We start from the raw sequence: 15,296 nt of genomic DNA, 5'->3' as shown, positions 1-15,296 counted from the left end.
CCTCCACGGATGGGCGGGCGTACGGGCTTCGGGCAGGCCGGAGCCGTGGGCGGCTGGCTGGCTAGTCGGGTGGCTGGGCTCAGTCGCGCCGGTCGTAGACCACCGGTAGCCGGTTGACGCCCCGGGCCAGGACGGCTGGGATCCAGGCGAGTTCGTCCAGGCCGTCACCGGGCGCGGTGGCCGGGCGCAGCCCGGGCAGCCGGGCGAGCAGGGTGCCCACGGCGATCTGGAGTTCGGCCCGCGCGAGGGCGGCGCCGGGGCAGTAGTGGATGCCGTGGCCGAAGGCGAGATGGGCGTTCGGCGTGCGGTCGAGGTCGAGGCGGTCGGCCTCGGGGAACTGCTCGTCGTCGCGGTTGGCGGCGCACAGCGAGGCGATGACCGAGTCGCCGACCGGAACGGTGGTGCCGAACAGGTCGCTGTCCTCGGCGAAGAAGCGCCAGGTGGTGAGCTCGAAAGCGGCGTCGTGGCGCAGCAGTTCCTCCACCGCCCGGGCCAGGCGGCCCGGTTCGTCGAGGCCCGCGCGCAGTTCGGCGAGCTGTTCGGGGTGGCGCAGGAGTGTGATCACCATGGTGGTGATCTGGTTGGTGACCGGCTCCTGCCCGGCGACCAGCAGCTGGAAGACGATCGAGTCGAGTTCCTCGCGGCTCAACCCGCCCGTGTCGTGGGCGGCGACGAGCCGGCCGAGCAGGTCCTCCCGCTCGTCCCAGCCGGGGGCGCGGTGGTCCTCGCGCTTGCGGGCGACCACCTCGGCGATGTACGTCTGCAGGCCGCGCAGCCGTGCCTCGTACGCCGGCCGCCCCGGGTCCCGGGGGCCGACCGGCTGGACCACCTTCCCCCAGTCGCGGTCGAAGCGGGCGGCCAACTCGGCGGGCAGACCGATGACTTCGGCCAGCACCCGGAAGGGGTAGTGGGCCGCGAAGCCCGCCACCGGGTCGGCGCCGCCGGTGGCGGGCAGCTCGTCCACCAGGGCGTCGGCGAGCTCCTGCAACCGCGGGCGCAGCGACTCCACCCGGCGCGGGGCGAAGGCGTCCAGCACCAGGCGGCGCATGGCGGTGTGCTTGGGCGGGTCCTGGTGCAGCAGGTGGACCTGGAGCTGGGAGTGCTGGGGCTCCGGCATGATCGAGGCGCGTCGGCGCCAGTTGTCGTTGCCCAGGGCGTGGTTCTTGCCGAGCCGGGGATCGTTGAGGGTCGCGTGGGCGGCCTGGTACCCGGTGACCAGCCAGGCGTGGATGCCGCTCGGGAACTCCACCCGGTGCACCGGCCCGGCCTCCCGCATCCGGCGGTAGAGGGGGTACGGGTCGGCCTTGTAGTCCGGGCCGTGCAGCGGGACGGGGTTCGGGATCCGGTCGTGGCCGTACGGGCAGCGCGGCGCCCCGGGCGCGGGCTCGGTCCGGGGCTCCGGCCCGGTCCCGGTCCCGGCCGTGGTCGTGGCGTCGGCCGTGGCCGTGGCCGTGGCCGTGGTCGTGGCGTCGGCTGGGGGCGGGGTGCGGACCGTGTTGGTCATGTGGTTCCTCCGAAGGGGGCGGGGGCGGGCGGGTCTCGGGCGACTGTCAGGTCTGCGGGCGGCGGTACCGGGCGAGCAGGACCACGGCGGTGGCCGCGACCAGGGCAGCCACGGCGATGCCGGCGTGAGTAGCGGCGCCGGGTCGGTCGCCGGCCACCGCGGCGGCGGTGCCCAGGGCCGGGCCGAGGGCGAAGCCCAGGCTGCGGGACAGCTGGACGGCGGAGCCGGCGGTGGCGAGCTTCCCGGGCGGAGAAGCGGTCATCACCAGCGCCTGGGTGGGGCCGCCGTTGAGGCCCATCCCGGCACCGGCCAGGGCTAGCCGCGCGGCGACGCCGAGGGTGGACCAGCCGGAGTCCACCGGGACGAGCAACGCCAGGCCGCAGGTGGTGACGACGGCACCGGTGAGTGCGGTCGGCCGGGCGCCCCAGCGGTCGGCCAGCCGGCCGCCGACCCGGCCGGCCAGCACCATGCCGAGCGGGAAGGCCAGCATGGTCAGCGCGGTGGCGGTGGCGCTCTCGCCGTGCGGGCCGCGCAGGTACTGGACGAGCAGGTACTGACAGGCCGCGAAGCCTGCGGCGAGCGCGAGCACCGAGGCGTTCACCCCGGCGGTCCCGGCGGCCCGCAGCACCTCGGCGACCGGCCGACCACCCGGGCGGCGCAGCCAGAGCAGCACCAGCGGCGCGGCGGGCAGCGCGAGCAGTAGCCACTGCGGGGCCTTCGGCGCCAGAGTGAGCCCGAGCAGGACGGCGGCGACCGCCGCGCCGATCAGGGCGGCCTCGCCCAGCGAACCCCGGTCGGGAAGGCGGAGCCCACCGCGTCGCGGCGCGTTCCGGTGCACGATCAGGACGGCGGCCAGACAGACCGGCAGCTTGACCAGGAAGATCGCCCGCCAGCCGAGGTGGTCCAGCAGTAGGCCGCCGACCACCGGGCCGGTGACGGCACCGAGCGGTCCCAGCGTTGCAGGCACGCTCATCGCCCGACCGCGCAGCTCCGGCCGGACGGAGGTCGCGGCCAGTACCGGCATGAGGACGAACAGGACGGCCCCGAAGGCCCCTTGCAACAACCGTGCCGCGATCAGCCAACTCGCCCACGGGGAAAGGGCGGCAAGCACGCTGCAGGTCGCGAAGCAGCTGACCGCAAGCAGAAGCGCGGACCGGGTGCCGACCTGGTCCAGCCACCGCCCTGCGGGCAACAGCAGGGCGACCAGGGGGAGTTAATAGCCGAGGACGGCCCACTGGGCGACCCCGGCGGAGACGTGCAGACCGGAGGACATGTCGGTGAGCGCCAGGTTCACCACGTTCATGTCGAGCATCGCGACGAACGAGAGCAGTCCGGCGGCCACGACCAGGCTCCATCGTTCGACCTGCTTCACCTGACCTGTCGTCGGGTCGGTGTGGTGCGAAGGTCCTTGCGTCCGCACGAACTTTCTCCGTTCCCCGCTGCTGCACCGAGCACCGCCTCGGCGGCGGTGTCCGGTACAGCAGTCGGGGGCGCGGGGGTCGTGGTTCCGAACATTTGGGGGAATTTTTCCGGACGAGCAACGAACAACTTTCAGCGAACGGATAACAGATGACAGATTTCGAAATCTGTCATCTGTTCGCTGACATCTGTCAGCTGTTATCCGTTCGCCGCCCGCCGCTCAGCAGGCCGCCGCGAGCTCCCCGGCCTCGGCTGCCCGCAGTCGCGCCATCAACTCCTCGCGCGCCCGGGCGACGCGGGAGCGGACGGTGCCGACCGGGCATCCGGCGACCTCGGCCGCCTCGGCGTAGGTCAGCCCGACCACCTGGGTCAGCACGAAGGCCTCCCGCCGCTGGGCGGGCACTCGTTCGAGCAGGTCCCCGAGGGCGATCCCGTCCTCGAACCCCGCCGTCGGGGTGCTGCTCTGCCGCTCCGCCGCCTCCTGCCAGTCGGGCAGCGCGGCGCAGCGCGGCCGGGCGGCGGCCATTCGGTAGCGGTCGATCACCGTGCGCCGGGCGATCGACAGTAGCCAGGTGCGGGCCGAGGACCGCCCGGCAAAGGCGGGGAGGCCGCGCAGTGCCCGCAGGAAGGTCTCCTGGGCGAGGTCGTCGGCGGACTGCACGTCGGTCAGGTGGGCGACGAAGCGCCAGACGTCCCGTTGGGTGGCCCGGACGAAGGCCTCGACGTCGGCGGCCCGGCCCGACCGGGCGGTCAGCGCGAGCGCCGTGAGCTGGTCGTCATCCACGGCGGCCTCCGACCTTGCCGCTCCCGATCCGGCGGGTCCTACAGCTCCCGCGGGTCCCGCAGGCCCTGCGGGACCCGGTGCCGGACGTGACCCGTCCGTTCCCGGCCGGGCAGCCGTGCGGGACGATGGCCGTATGAGATGCGCGCAGTTCCGTACCGCTCTGTCCGCCCGGCTCGACGGCGAACCGAGCGGCCTGCCCGGCACCCGGCTGGACAAGCACCTGGCGCGCTGCACCGGTTGCCGGGACTGGCTGGAACGCGCGGAACGACTGCGCGACCAGGTGTCGGCGGCCGCTGCGGACGGTCCGTCGGAGGCGTGGGCGGCCGGGCTGTCGGCCCGGCTGGGCGGGGACGCTGCGAGCGGTCGGGCGCCGGAGGGGCGGCAGACCGCCGAGCGGTAGGACGGTGGCGCCGGTGCTGACCGGTGCGCCGTCGAAGTGAGGCATGGGAAGGTCCCGAGGGGAGGGCTGGAGCGGCGCCGCGCACGGCGGCACCGCAGTCGTCCGTGGCCCCTGGCCGCGCGGCACACCGCACCTCCCGCGAGGGAGGCCGATGGACGCGGACGCGGACGAGGGCCGGAGCCCTGACTGCGCGGCGGCACGGCGCGCGACGGCACGGGGCGTGACGGCGCAGGGCAACGGCGGCGCGACAGGGCGACCTGCCCGACGCGAGGGTCCCGGAAGCGGCCGGAGTCCGGCCGGAGGGGGAGGAGCGCGGCGGGCGCGTCAGCAGGCGAGCGCGAGCGCCGGCGGCCCACGCCGGACGACGGCGTGCGTGAGCAGCACCGACCGGAGCGGCCGGGCCGGCCGGTCGGCGGGCCGGAAGGCGGCGGGCGGCCGGTACCCGAGGGGGCGGGCGAACAGCGTCAGCAGCGGGAGCAGCAGCGCTCCCGCGACCACCGTCCCGAGCGCGGCGAGCAGCTCGAAGACCCGGACCAGCGCGGCGTCACCGCGCCAGAGCAGCAGCGCGCAGGCGAGCGCCGCCAGGACGTGGGCGAGGGCCATCCCGGTCGACATGCCATGAGTCATTGCGCTGGACATCTGACCGGACATCCCGCCGGACATCTGGTGCGTCATCCCCGGGGGCATGCCCGGCATTCCAGCCGCCCCCGACAGGCCCATGTCCATGGCCACCCCGTCGACCGACCCGGCCGCCCCGTGGTGCATCCCCGCCATCGGCCGCAGGCTGCCGGCGGGCGGTGGGACGTCCGGGTCGATGCCCGCCATCCGCGCCAGCTCGACGGGCGAGAGCCCGCCGCCGGCCCGGTCCGGGTTGCAGAGCAGCAGGGCGGCCCAGTCCGGGGTGGCGAGCCGACCGAGACCGGAGCCCCCGCGGCCGGCCGCCCCGGCCTGTTGGAACAGCAGGTGCAGCGCGCTCTGCGCCGCGACCATCCAGACGCTGATCACACCGATTCCGCGCCGCGTTCCGGCCAGCAGCCAGGTCAGCCCGAGGACGGCCCCGAACGCGCCGAGCAGCACCGGGGGCGAGACCCCGGCCCCGGCCATGGCGACGTGCGCCGTGGCGGCCATCGCCACGCACAGCGCGGCGAAGACCGCGGCGCGCATCAGGCGGATCCGGTCGGTCATCACGATGGCACTCATCGTCGCACCCGCTGCGCCCCGGCCGTGCCGCACCCTCCGGTCATGGCCGGTTTCCGCCCGTGAGACCATGCCCGGCCGTCGGATCGGCCGATCAAACGGTTTTAGCTCGATTTCACCCGGTCGTCGAACCGGCTTGACACACGCGCCTTCCGCTCACTACATGTGCACACTCCAGCACGGAACGTACGTGTCGGAACGGATCCGATCGGAAGCAGGAGGCGCGGCCATGAACACTCCGACGGAGGTCCCCACCCCGACGGTGGGCCCCCCGGACCTCGCCGACCCCCGCTTCTGGCGGTTGCCGGCCCCCGCCCGCGCCGAGGCCTTCGCCGAGCTGCGCCGCAGGCCCGCCCCGGTCTACTTCGGTGACCGTGCCACCGGCCGAGGCTTCCACGCCCTGGTCCGGCACGCCGACGTGGTCGAGGCCAGCCGGACCCCCGCCGTCTTCCGCTCCGGCCCCGGCGTGACCACCCCGGAACCGCCCCGCTGGGTCCGGCTGCTGTTCGGCGACTCGATGGTCAACCTCGACGACCCCCGGCACGCCCAACTGCGCCGGATCGTCTCCAGGGCCTTCACCCCGCGCCTGCTCGGCCGGATCGAGGAGGACGTTCGCCGGATCGCCACCGCCCTGGTGGACGAGGTCGAACGCGACCGGCCCGAGGATTTCGTCGGCCCGGTCGCCGCCGAGCTCCCGTTCCAGGTGATCTGCTCCATGATGGGCATCCCCGAAGAGTCCCGCCGCACCATCCTCGGCCTGGTCAACCGCACCTCGGCGGGCACCGGGGTGGCCCGGACCCGACGCGGCCGACTCCGGGTGCCAGGGCGCGGGCTGGCGGCACTCGCCCGGATGCAGGGCATCGTCGCCGAGATCGGCCGCGAGCGCCGCCGCCGTCCCGCCGAGGACCTGATCTCCGCGCTGGTCACCGCCGACGTGGACGGCCGCCGGCTGACCGGCCGCGAACTGGGCGCGTTCTTCAGCCTGCTGCTGGTCGCCGGGGTCGAGACCACCCGCAACGCGCTCGCCCACGGCCTCCACCTGCTGACCGTCCACCCCGAGCAGCGCGCGCTGCTGCTCGCCGACCTGGACGGTCGGCTCGACGGGGCGGTGGACGAGATCGTCCGCCACGCCACCCCGATCGTGCAGTTCCGCCGGACCGTCGCCGTCGACCACGAGCTCGGCGGCCCGGGCGGTCCACTGCTGCGGGCGGGGGAGAAGGTCGCGCTGTACTACGGCTCGGCGAACCGGGACGAGACGGTCTTCCCCGACCCCGAGGCCTTCGACATCACCCGCACCCCCAACCCCCACCTCGGCTACGGCGGCGGCGGACCGCACTACTGCCTCGGCGCCCACCTGGCCCGGCAGGAGATGACGGTGCTGTTCCGCGAACTGTTCACGCGGCTGCCCGGGGCACGGTCGCTCGGCGAGCCGGTGCTCGTCCCGTCCAGCTTCGACCACCGGGTCCGCGCGCTGCGCTTCACCTTCTGAACCCCTCTGTACCGTCCCTGAGCCCCGCCCCGCCGCCCGTCGCCCATCCTCGGGGGCCGGTCCGTCAGGCGGGTTCCCAGACCGCGTGGTCGTGCGCGAAGAGCACCCGGCGCGGCGCGTGCTCCGCCACCCGGTCCAGCCAGGCCCGGTACCCGGGCAGCGGCGCGGCCACCCCCTCGCGCGCGGCCCGCCGGGCCAGCAGCGCCTGCCCGTACTCGGTGGCGAAGTCGTACGCCTGCCCGGCCAGCAGTACGGTGCAGTCGCCCAGCCGCTCGACCAGCATCGACTGGTGGCCGTCGGTGTGTCCGGGCGTGGGCAGCACCCGGACGCCCGGCCAGATCTCGGTCTCGCCGTCCAGCTCGCGGTACACGGCACCGGGGAAGTCGACCAGGGCGTCGATGGTGTAGTCGCCGCGCCGGGCGGTGGCCAGCTCGTTCGACTGGACGAGGACGGGAGTCCCGGCGAACAGCGGATTGCCGCCGCAGTGGTCGAAGTGCAGGTGGCAGTTGACCACCAGGTCGACGTCCGAGACCGAGACGCCGGCCGCGGCGAGCGCCTCCGGCAGCGGGCGGCGGACCGGGCGGTAGTGCGCCTCGGTCTCCGGCGAGCCCGCGCCGATCCCGGTGTCGAACAGCAGCAGCCCCTGCGGGCCGCGGACGAGGTACGCGAGCACCGGCTCCACCCGCGGCTCGGGGCCGCCCACCTCGGAGGCCGGCCGGACGAAGTAGCCCAGGTCGAGACGGCGGATCGTGTGCATGCTTCCCCCTTGTCACTCAGCCCCCGTGCGTCGGCCGAGGCGGCCGCTGCTCCGCACCCTAACCCGTCGGTCGAAGGGCGTCGGTGGGGCATCCGGCTGCCGGTCCGTCAGGCCTGCCGTGGCCTGCGGTCATCAGGGCAGGCCCGGGCGGCGTGCGGTCGGGCGGCGCGCGGCCCGATGCGTGAGCGGTTCGGGCGGTGGCCTGCGTCACGGCGAGCGGACCGGATGGGGAGCACAATGCCCGGCATGACCGAACGTCCGACACTGCCCGAGGTCGCGCCCGACGTCGCCCCCGAGCCCGCGCCCCGGCTGGAGCCCGCGCCCCGGCCCACGCCCGGCCCCGCCGACCGCCCAACCGCCGACGTCTGGGCCGCCCTCGGCGGACCGGCCGAGCTGCTGGACCGGGTGGGCTTCCACGGCCCGCCGGACGGCCTGCCCTCCGGCCTGCCGGTCCGACAGCTGGCCCGGGCCACCGTCGCCGCCTGCTCGCTGGCCGCCGCCGAACTCGCCGCGCACCGCAGCGGCGGGCCGGTTCCCGCGGTCCGGGTGGACGAGGGCGCGGTCGCCACCTCCTTCGTCAGCGAGCGGCACCTGGAGGTCGACGGCCGCAAGCCCGTCAGCTTCGCCCCCCTCTCCGGCTTCTGGCGCACCGCCGACGGTTGGGTCCGCACCCACGCCAACTACCCGCACCACCGCGCCCGGCTGCTCGCCGTCCTCGACCTCGCCCCCGACGCCGGGCCCGAGCAACTCGCCGGAGCGCTCGGCAAACTGCCGGCCGAGCAGGTCCAGGAGCGTGCGTACGCGGCGGGGGCGCTGGCTGTGGCGGTCGCGCCGGTGAGCGGGGACGTGCACCCCCTGATGGAGTGCCGGGAAGTCGGCGCCGCGCCCGTTCGTCCGCTGCCCGCGGCCCCGGTGGACCGGCCCGCCACCGGGATCCGGGTCCTCGACCTCAGCCGGGTGATCTCCGGACCGGTCGCCACCCGCACCCTCGCCCTGCTCGGCGCCGACGTGCTGCGGATCGACTCGCCCCGGCTGCCCGAGGCCGACGACGCCCACACCGACACCGGCTTCGGCAAGCGCTCCACCCGCCTGGACCTCGCCGACCCGGCCGACCGGGCCGCCTTCGAGGGCCTGCTCGACACCGCCGACGTGGTCGTCAGCGCCTATCGCCCAGGGGCGCTCGACGCCCACGGCCTCGCCCCCGACGCGTTGTTCGCCCGCCGCCCCGACCTGATCCTCGCCCAGCTCTGCGCCTGGGGCTGGACCGGTCCGCGGGCCGGGCGCCGCGGCTTCGACAGCCTGGTCCAGGCAGGCGTCGGCATCGCCGCGCACGAGGCGTCCCCCGACGGCCGGCCCGGGGCGCTGCCCGCCCAGGCCCTCGATCACGGCACCGGCTACCTCCTCGCCGCCGCCGTCCTGCGTGCCCTCACCGAACAGCGGACCCGCCGCCCCGGCGGCCGCCACCTGCGCTTCTCCCTGGCCGGCACGGCCTCCTGGCTGCTGCACGGCATCCGGCCCGAGCCGGCGGACGCGTCGGGCCCGGACAGTCGGCCGTACGACGCGTCTCACTGGCTCACCGAGACCGACTCGGCGTACGGGCGGTTGCGGTACGCCCTGCCGCCGATCGGCTACGACGGTGCGCCCGCCGACTGGGCTCGACCGCCCGGGCGTTGGGGGACGGACGCGCCGGTCTGGCTGTGAGCGGCCGGGGTGTGCGGCGGGCGTTGTCGGTGCGGTCCGGCAGCATCTGGGCATGACCGCCGCACACGCCACCGACTACACCTGGTTCGAACAGCGCTACCCCGTCCTCGGTGAGGCGTACTGCCTCACCCAGGTCGAGGGGATCGGCGCCGAGGAACTGCTGCGCCGCTTCGACGCCCCGGCCGGCCGGGAGGTGACCGGCCTGGACGCGGTGATCGCGGCGTGGGAGACCTTCGACGACGGGGAGGACGAGGAGGCCGAGGCCCTGTTCGACCTGGACGAGGACCGGCTCCTCGTCGCCGTCACCGAGCTCGACGGCTGGGCGCTGGCGATCGAGCCGTACGGCTACCTCGGCAGCCTGCACGACGTCATACCGAGGCTCGCCGAGGGCACCCGGCTGGTCTCGCACTTCCGCAACGCCAACGCGGTGGACCACTTCAACTGGTGGGAGCACGGCTCCTGCCGGCTGCAGTTCGAGCCGCTCTTCGCCGACCAGCGGCACGGCTCGGACGCCGACGCCCCCGGCATCGTCGGACTGCTGGCGGCCTGCGGCTTCCAGCCGGACGGCGGGCGCCACCCGCTGCACACCGAGGCGGCGTTCGCGCTCGCCGAGCGGCTGACCGACGTCCGCCTCGGACCGGAACGGCTGGAGGCCGCCACCTTCCGGCTCGGCTACGCTCCCCGGCCGTAGCAGGGGGCGGAGACCCGGGCGGTGACGGCCGCCGCGGCGTCGGCGCCGCGTTCAGACTCCGGAAGGGATCTGTTTCGCCCGTCCGCGCACCTGGAAGGCGGTCGCGATCTCGACCAAGCCGAGGATCACCAGCCAGCACCCGGCCAGCACGGTCAGCGCGGCGATCGAGCCGACCGGCCAGACCATCAGCAGCACGCCCGCGAGGGTGTTGGCCACACCTGCGAAGGCCTGCCAGCCGCGGGCGGGCATCAGCGGGTCGGAGATCGCGGCGGCGAGCTGGGTGATGCCGCGGAACAGCCAGCCGATCCCGATCCAGAGGGCGAGCAGCAGCAGCGACTGCGCCGCGCTGCGGAAGCAGAGCAGCCCGAGCAGCACGCTGATCGCGCCGCTGATGAAGGCCAGCACCCGTAGTGCGGTGGTGACGTGGGTGCCGAACGCGGCGACCAGCTGCACGACGCCGATGACCAGCAGGTAGAGGCCGAACAGTACGCCCACCACCAGCAGGGTTTCGCGCGGCCACACGAAGACGACGATCCCGAGGGCGAGCGAAGCCACGCCGGCGGCCAGCAGGACCTGCCAGGCGGCCTTGGCGAGCTGGCCGAGCGGACCCTGGACCGGGGTTCCTTCGGGGGTGATGATCGGAGGGGCCACGACGGCGTACTCCTCGGGTCGGGGGCGGAGAACGGACTCCAGCCTCTTCGCACCGTCTCCGGACCGCACGGCGGGTACGTCCGTTCGAGTCATCCCGGCTGCCGGAACGACATCCTCCGGCCACCTGTCGTCGATACCATCCGTCGGTATGACTTCTGAAGGGTGGGGGACCCCTCCGGTCGAGCCGATCAGCCAGCACTACATCGTCTGCGGGGGCAACGCACTGGCCCACCGGCTGGTCCTGGAACTCGTCGAGCACTACGAAGTCCCGGTCGTCGTCCTGGTCACCGACCGCACCCGCGACCACGCACCGCAGATCGAGCAGATCACGGGCGTGGCGGCCGTGGTCGAGTACCCGAACCTTACCGAGGAGGCGCTGCGGGCGGTGTCCATCGACACCGCGCGCGGCCTCGCCCTGGTCGAGGGCAGCGACCAGGACAACATCCATGCCGCGCTCAGCGCCCAGGGCCACAACCCGGACATCCGGATCGTCTTCCGGATGTTCAACCAGCGTCTGGGCGAGAACATCGAACGGCTGCTCAGGAACGGCGCCGCGCTGTCCGGTTCCGCCACCGCCGCCCCGGCCTTCGCCGCCGCCGCGCTCGGCCGGCCCAACTCGGTGGAGATCGACGGCCGTTACCTGCACATCGCGTTCGACGACGCCATCAGCTCGGACCGGATCTGCGTGGTCGCCGACCACATCGACCGGCAGGACCTCAGCAAGATCCGCCTGCTGCCGGAACAGGAAGGCGACTCGGCCCAGTTCGTCCGGCTCGCCCGGGAGTTCGGCGACGACGGACCGGTCCGGCAGGGCGGGTTGCGCCGCGCACCGGAGCCGGAGCCCGAAGCCGGGCCTGATTCCGAGGGCGAGCCCGAGCGCGGGCACGAGCCTGCGGTTGGGCCCGAGGTCGAGCCCGAGGTCGAGCCTGAGGTCGAGCGTGCGGTCGAGCCCGACCCCGGGGCCGAGCCCGAGGAGCCGCCGGGTGGGATCGCGGCGCTGCAGGCGCTGCGGATGGAGCCCCGGGAGCCGATCAGCTGGGCGCGGCGGCTGCGCTGGCGGGTGCTCGACACCATGCGCTTCCTCACCAACGCCCGGCTGCGGGTGGTACTGCTCATCGCGCTCGCCGCAGTGCTGATGGCCTTCGCCGTGCTCTGGTACCTCAACCGGGACTTCGGCTGGACCGTCTACATCTCACTGCTCGACCTGGCCGGCGCCGCCCAGCCCGACCAGCAGGCCGACATCGCCGCCGGGACCGGGACGGGCGGGCTCTGGCAACGGGTCGCCCAGGTGGTGATCACCATCTGCGGGATCACCTTCGCGCCGGTCGCCACCGCCATCGCGGTCGAGGTGCTCGGCTCCGGGCGGCGAGGGCTGCCGCGCAACCCGAGCGCGGGCACCCGGGACCACGTGATCGTGGTCGGACTCGGCAACGTCGGTACCCGGGTCGCCACCCAGCTGCACGAGATGGGGGTGCCGGTGGTCTGCATGGAGCGCGACCCGCAGGCCCGCGGCATCTCGGCCGTCCGGGCGCTCGGCATCCCGGTCGTGCTGGGCGACGGGCCGTTCGAGGAGCAGCTGCGCCGGGCCCGGCTGAAGCACAGCCGGGCGGTGATCGCGCTCAGCGGGGACGACGCCACCAACCTGGAGGCGGCGCTGGAGGCCCGCCACGGCAACCCCGACGTGCGGGTGGTGGTCCGGCTGTTCGACGACGACTTCGCCGGCCACTTCTACCGGACGCTGGACAACGCGGCCTCCCGCTCGGTCTCCTACCTGGCCGCGCCCGCCTTCGCCGCCGCCCTGATGGGCAGTGAGGTGCGCGGGACGCTGTCGGTGTTCCGGCACGTGCTGTTGATCGCCGAGCTGACGGTGGAGGACGGCAGCGGACTCATCGGCCTGAACCGGCACGACCTGGAGGACCCGGGCGGCGTACGGGTGATCGCCGCCCGCTTCGCCCGGAGCAACCAGCTGCACTGGGGCTTCGCGGACCGCACCCGGCGACTGGCCCCGGGCGACCGCATCGTGGTCGCCGCCACGCGGAGCGGCCTGGCCCGGCTGAACACGGTGCTGGTGGAGGAGGTCTGACGGAGGCGAGGAACGGCGGACGGGCAACGGATGCCGGCCGACGGATGGCAGCTGACAGAAAACAGATGACAGAAGACAGATGACAGCTGACAGATTTCATCATCTGAAATCTGTCAGCTGCCATCTGTCATCCGTCGCCCGTCAGCGGTTCTCGAACTTCGCCGCCCGCTTCTCGGCAAAGGCCGACATGCCCTCCTTCTGGTCCGCCGTGGCGAACACCGAGTGGAACAGCCGGCGCTCGAAGCGGACGCCCTCGGCGAGCGTGGTCTCGAAGGAGCGGTTGACGCTCTCCTTGAGCATGATCGCCGCCGGGGTGGACATCGCCGCGACGGTCTCGGCGGTGGCCAGTGCCTCGGCCAGCAGCTGGTCGGCCGGGACGATCCGGGCGACCAGGCCGGCCCGCTCCGCCTCCTCGGCGCCCATCATCCGGCCGGTCAGGCACAGGTCCATCGCCTTCGCCTTGCCGATCGCCCGGGTCAGCCGCTGCGAGCCACCGATGCCCGGAAGCACACCGAGCTTGATCTCCGGCTGCCCGAACTTCGCGGTGTCCGCGGCAAGCAGGATGTCGCACATCATCGCCAGCTCGCAGCCGCCGCCCAGCGCGAACCCGGCCACCGCCGCGACGACCGGCTTGCGCAGCGCGCCGATGCGGTCCCACGGGCCCAGCCAGTCGTCCAGGTAGACGTCCGGGAAGCGGTTGTCCTGCATCTCCTTGATGTCGGCGCCGGCCGCGAAGGCCTTCTCCGAACCGGTGATCACCAGACACCCGATCTCCGGGTCCCGGTCGAAGGCGGTGGCGGCGGCCACGACCTCGTTCATCAGCTGGGTGTTCAGCGCGTTGAGCGCCTTGGGCCGGTTGAGCGTGATCAGCCCGACCCGGCCCTTGCGCTCGACCAGGATCGTCTCGTAGGTCTCGGTCTCGGTCATCGCCGTTACTTCCAATCCGCTGCTCGGCCATTCCACTGCTCGGCGCCGCGCGGGCGCGCCCTGACCACCCAACGATCTACGACGCGCCCCGCCTCGCGCCAGTCTTGGTATGCGAGACGCCGGTCACCAGCCGGCTGTCCAGCCGGTCGCCGAAGCAGCGGGAAGGTCAGAACCGGACGCCGTGGCGCTCGGCCGCCAGCCGTACGGTCCCGGCCTTGACCTCCCCCCGGTGGGTCAGGGCGGTCAGCGCTGCGACGGTGACCGACTCGGCGTCCACGCCGAAGTGCCGCCGGGTCACCGCCCGGCTGTCCGAGAGGCCGAAGCCGTCGGTGCCCGGGGACGTCCAGTCCTGCGGGGCCCGGTCAGGCCAGGCCCAGCTCGTCGCCCTCACGCGGGGCGAGGAAGCGCGCGACGTCGGCCTCCGTCACGTCGCTCAGCGTACGCGGCGACCACTGCGGGCTGCGGTCCTTGTCGATCACCTGCGCGCGGATGCCCTCGATCAGGTCGCGGCCGTCCAGTGCGGCGCAGGAGATCCGGTACTCCTGGTCGAGCACCGCCTCCAGCGTGGTCAGCGCACGGGCGCGGCGCAGTGCAGCCAAGGTGACCTTGACGGCGGTCGGGGAGTTCCCGAGCACCAGCTCGGCGGACTCCTTCGCCTCCGGCACACCGGAGTTGAGCAGCCGCTCGACGATCTCCTCGACGGTGTCGGCCGCGTAGCAGGCGTCGATCCAGTCGCGCTGTCCGGCGAGTTCGGCGGGCGGCGCGGGCTCGGCGTGGGCGGCGACGGTCGCGGCCGGGTCGGAGCTGCGGGCGAGGGCGTCGAGCAGCTCGGAGACGCGCTCGGACGGGACGAAGTGGTCCGCGAAGCCGCACAGCAGGGCATCGCCGGGGCCCATCGAGGCGGAGGTGAGGCCGAGGTGGGTGCCCAACTCACCTGGGGCGTGGGCGAGCAGGCGGCTGCCGCCGACGTCCGGGACGAGGCCGATCCGGGTCTCGGGCATCGCGATCGTGGAGCGCTCGGTGACGATCCGCACCGCGCTGTGGGCGGACAGCCCGATGCCGCCGCCCATGGTGATGCCGTCCATCAGTGCCACGAAGGGCTTCGGGTAGCGGGCGATCAGGGCGTTCAGCCGGTACTCGTCGCGGAAGAAGGCGCGGGTGCCGGCCCCGCCGGCCCTGACCTCGTCGTGCATCGCGCGCAGGTCCGCGCCCGCGCACAGCCCGCGCTCACCGGCGCCGGTCAGGACGACGGCGCGCACCCGGCCGTCGGCGATCCATTCGTCCAGTGCCGCGCGGATGGTGGTGATCATGCCGTGGGTGAGCGAGTTGAGCGCCCGCGGGCGGTTCAGCACGATCCGTCCGAGACCGCCGTCGCCGTCCAGGACCGTCCGGACCTCCGCCACCTCTGCGCCCATCGGAACCGCTCCCGCTCCCTCGGTGATCTCGCCTTCCGCTGTCCACCGTACCGGGGCGGACCGGTGGTGGTGATCGCGAGGCCGGTGTGTGATCGCGGTCCCGCGCTCGGGCGGCGCGGTCGGGGTCCGTGGGCGTTCCTCGCCTCGGACGACGCGCTCTGGGCCACCGGGCGGGTCATCGACGCCACCGGCGGCGCGGGGCTGTAGGCGGCGGGAGTGGGAAAGCAGACAACAGCTGACAGATTTCAGATGATGAAATCTGTCAGCTGCTATCTGTC

15 protein-coding genes are annotated in these 15,296 nt (G+C 74.0%); 5 read left to right on the top strand and 10 right to left on the bottom strand.

The window, feature by feature from the left end:
* Positions 1–79: 79 nt before the first annotated feature.
* From HS99_RS30690 to HS99_RS30680, 4 genes are all read right to left on the bottom strand, one after another.
* Positions 80–1,504, bottom strand: a complete 1,425-nt coding sequence (locus HS99_RS30690; RefSeq protein WP_078939109.1) for a cytochrome P450 family protein — start codon at positions 1,502–1,504, stop codon at positions 80–82.
* Between the two features lie 46 nt (positions 1,505–1,550).
* Positions 1,551–2,696 (bottom strand): MFS transporter, encoded by a 1,146-nt coding sequence (locus HS99_RS30685; protein WP_232543098.1) that lies wholly within the window; start codon positions 2,694–2,696, stop codon positions 1,551–1,553.
* Between the two features lie 21 nt (positions 2,697–2,717).
* Positions 2,718–2,876: a hypothetical protein gene (locus HS99_RS47175; protein WP_232543099.1), complete on the bottom strand. Its 159-nt coding sequence runs from the start codon at positions 2,874–2,876 to the stop codon at positions 2,718–2,720.
* 267 nt (positions 2,877–3,143) lie between these two features.
* Positions 3,144–3,707, bottom strand: coding sequence for a sigma-70 family RNA polymerase sigma factor (locus HS99_RS30680; protein WP_033349202.1), 564 nt, complete (start codon positions 3,705–3,707; stop codon positions 3,144–3,146).
* A gap of 133 nt (positions 3,708–3,840) precedes the next feature.
* Here HS99_RS30680 and HS99_RS30675 point away from each other — a divergent pair, with 133 nt between their 5' ends.
* Positions 3,841–4,107, top strand: a complete 267-nt coding sequence (locus tag HS99_RS30675) for a zf-HC2 domain-containing protein (protein ID WP_043388024.1) — start codon at positions 3,841–3,843, stop codon at positions 4,105–4,107.
* 324 nt (positions 4,108–4,431) lie between these two features.
* On the opposite strand, the gene HS99_RS30670 is transcribed toward HS99_RS30675, so the two are convergent.
* Positions 4,432–5,307, bottom strand: a complete 876-nt coding sequence (locus HS99_RS30670) for a hypothetical protein (protein WP_030597519.1) — start codon at positions 5,305–5,307, stop codon at positions 4,432–4,434.
* A 226-nt stretch (positions 5,308–5,533) separates the two neighbouring features.
* Between HS99_RS30670 and HS99_RS30665 the strand changes: the two genes are divergently transcribed.
* Positions 5,534–6,793, top strand: a complete 1,260-nt coding sequence (locus HS99_RS30665; protein WP_030280227.1) for a cytochrome P450 — start codon at positions 5,534–5,536, stop codon at positions 6,791–6,793.
* 64 nt (positions 6,794–6,857) lie between these two features.
* On the opposite strand, the gene HS99_RS30660 is transcribed toward HS99_RS30665, so the two are convergent.
* Positions 6,858–7,550, bottom strand: a complete 693-nt coding sequence (locus HS99_RS30660) for an N-acyl homoserine lactonase family protein (RefSeq protein WP_030280228.1) — start codon at positions 7,548–7,550, stop codon at positions 6,858–6,860.
* A 246-nt stretch (positions 7,551–7,796) separates the two neighbouring features.
* Between HS99_RS30660 and HS99_RS30655 the strand changes: the two genes are divergently transcribed.
* The gene (locus tag HS99_RS30655; protein WP_078958643.1) at positions 7,797–9,251 is read left to right on the top strand and encodes a CoA transferase; all 1,455 of its coding nucleotides are present in this window, start codon (positions 7,797–7,799) and stop codon (positions 9,249–9,251) included.
* A gap of 52 nt (positions 9,252–9,303) precedes the next feature.
* Complete coding sequence (locus HS99_RS30650; RefSeq protein WP_030280232.1) at positions 9,304–9,942, top strand: DUF6461 domain-containing protein; 639 nt, start codon at positions 9,304–9,306, stop codon at positions 9,940–9,942.
* Between the two features lie 51 nt (positions 9,943–9,993).
* On the opposite strand, the gene HS99_RS30645 is transcribed toward HS99_RS30650, so the two are convergent.
* Positions 9,994–10,593, bottom strand: a complete 600-nt coding sequence (locus HS99_RS30645; protein WP_046386650.1) for an HdeD family acid-resistance protein — start codon at positions 10,591–10,593, stop codon at positions 9,994–9,996.
* 148 nt (positions 10,594–10,741) lie between these two features.
* Between HS99_RS30645 and HS99_RS30640 the strand changes: the two genes are divergently transcribed.
* Positions 10,742–12,676 (top strand): NAD-binding protein, encoded by a 1,935-nt coding sequence (locus HS99_RS30640; RefSeq protein WP_030551725.1) that lies wholly within the window; start codon positions 10,742–10,744, stop codon positions 12,674–12,676.
* Between the two features lie 141 nt (positions 12,677–12,817).
* On the opposite strand, the gene HS99_RS30635 is transcribed toward HS99_RS30640, so the two are convergent.
* From HS99_RS30635 to HS99_RS30625, 3 genes are all read right to left on the bottom strand, one after another.
* A complete protein-coding gene (locus HS99_RS30635) occupies positions 12,818–13,603 on the bottom strand; it encodes an enoyl-CoA hydratase (RefSeq protein WP_030280238.1) in 786 nt (261 codons plus the stop codon).
* Between the two features lie 166 nt (positions 13,604–13,769).
* Positions 13,770–13,994 carry a hypothetical protein gene (locus tag HS99_RS30630; protein ID WP_030280240.1) on the bottom strand — a complete coding sequence of 75 codons (225 nt, stop codon included), beginning with the start codon at positions 13,992–13,994 and terminating at the stop codon, positions 13,770–13,772.
* Entirely contained in the window at positions 13,966–15,018 is a 1,053-nt protein-coding gene (locus HS99_RS30625) for an enoyl-CoA hydratase/isomerase family protein (RefSeq protein ID WP_030280242.1), read from the bottom strand. Before HS99_RS30625 ends, HS99_RS30630 begins: the two co-directional genes overlap by 29 nt.
* Positions 15,019–15,296 lie beyond the last annotated feature (278 nt).

Source organism: Kitasatospora aureofaciens (assembly GCF_001188955.3).
Classification (GTDB): domain Bacteria; phylum Actinomycetota; class Actinomycetes; order Streptomycetales; family Streptomycetaceae; genus Kitasatospora; species Kitasatospora aureofaciens.
Note: the sequence above shows the minus strand (reverse complement) of the source record. Positions and strands in the feature narration are given on the sequence as shown.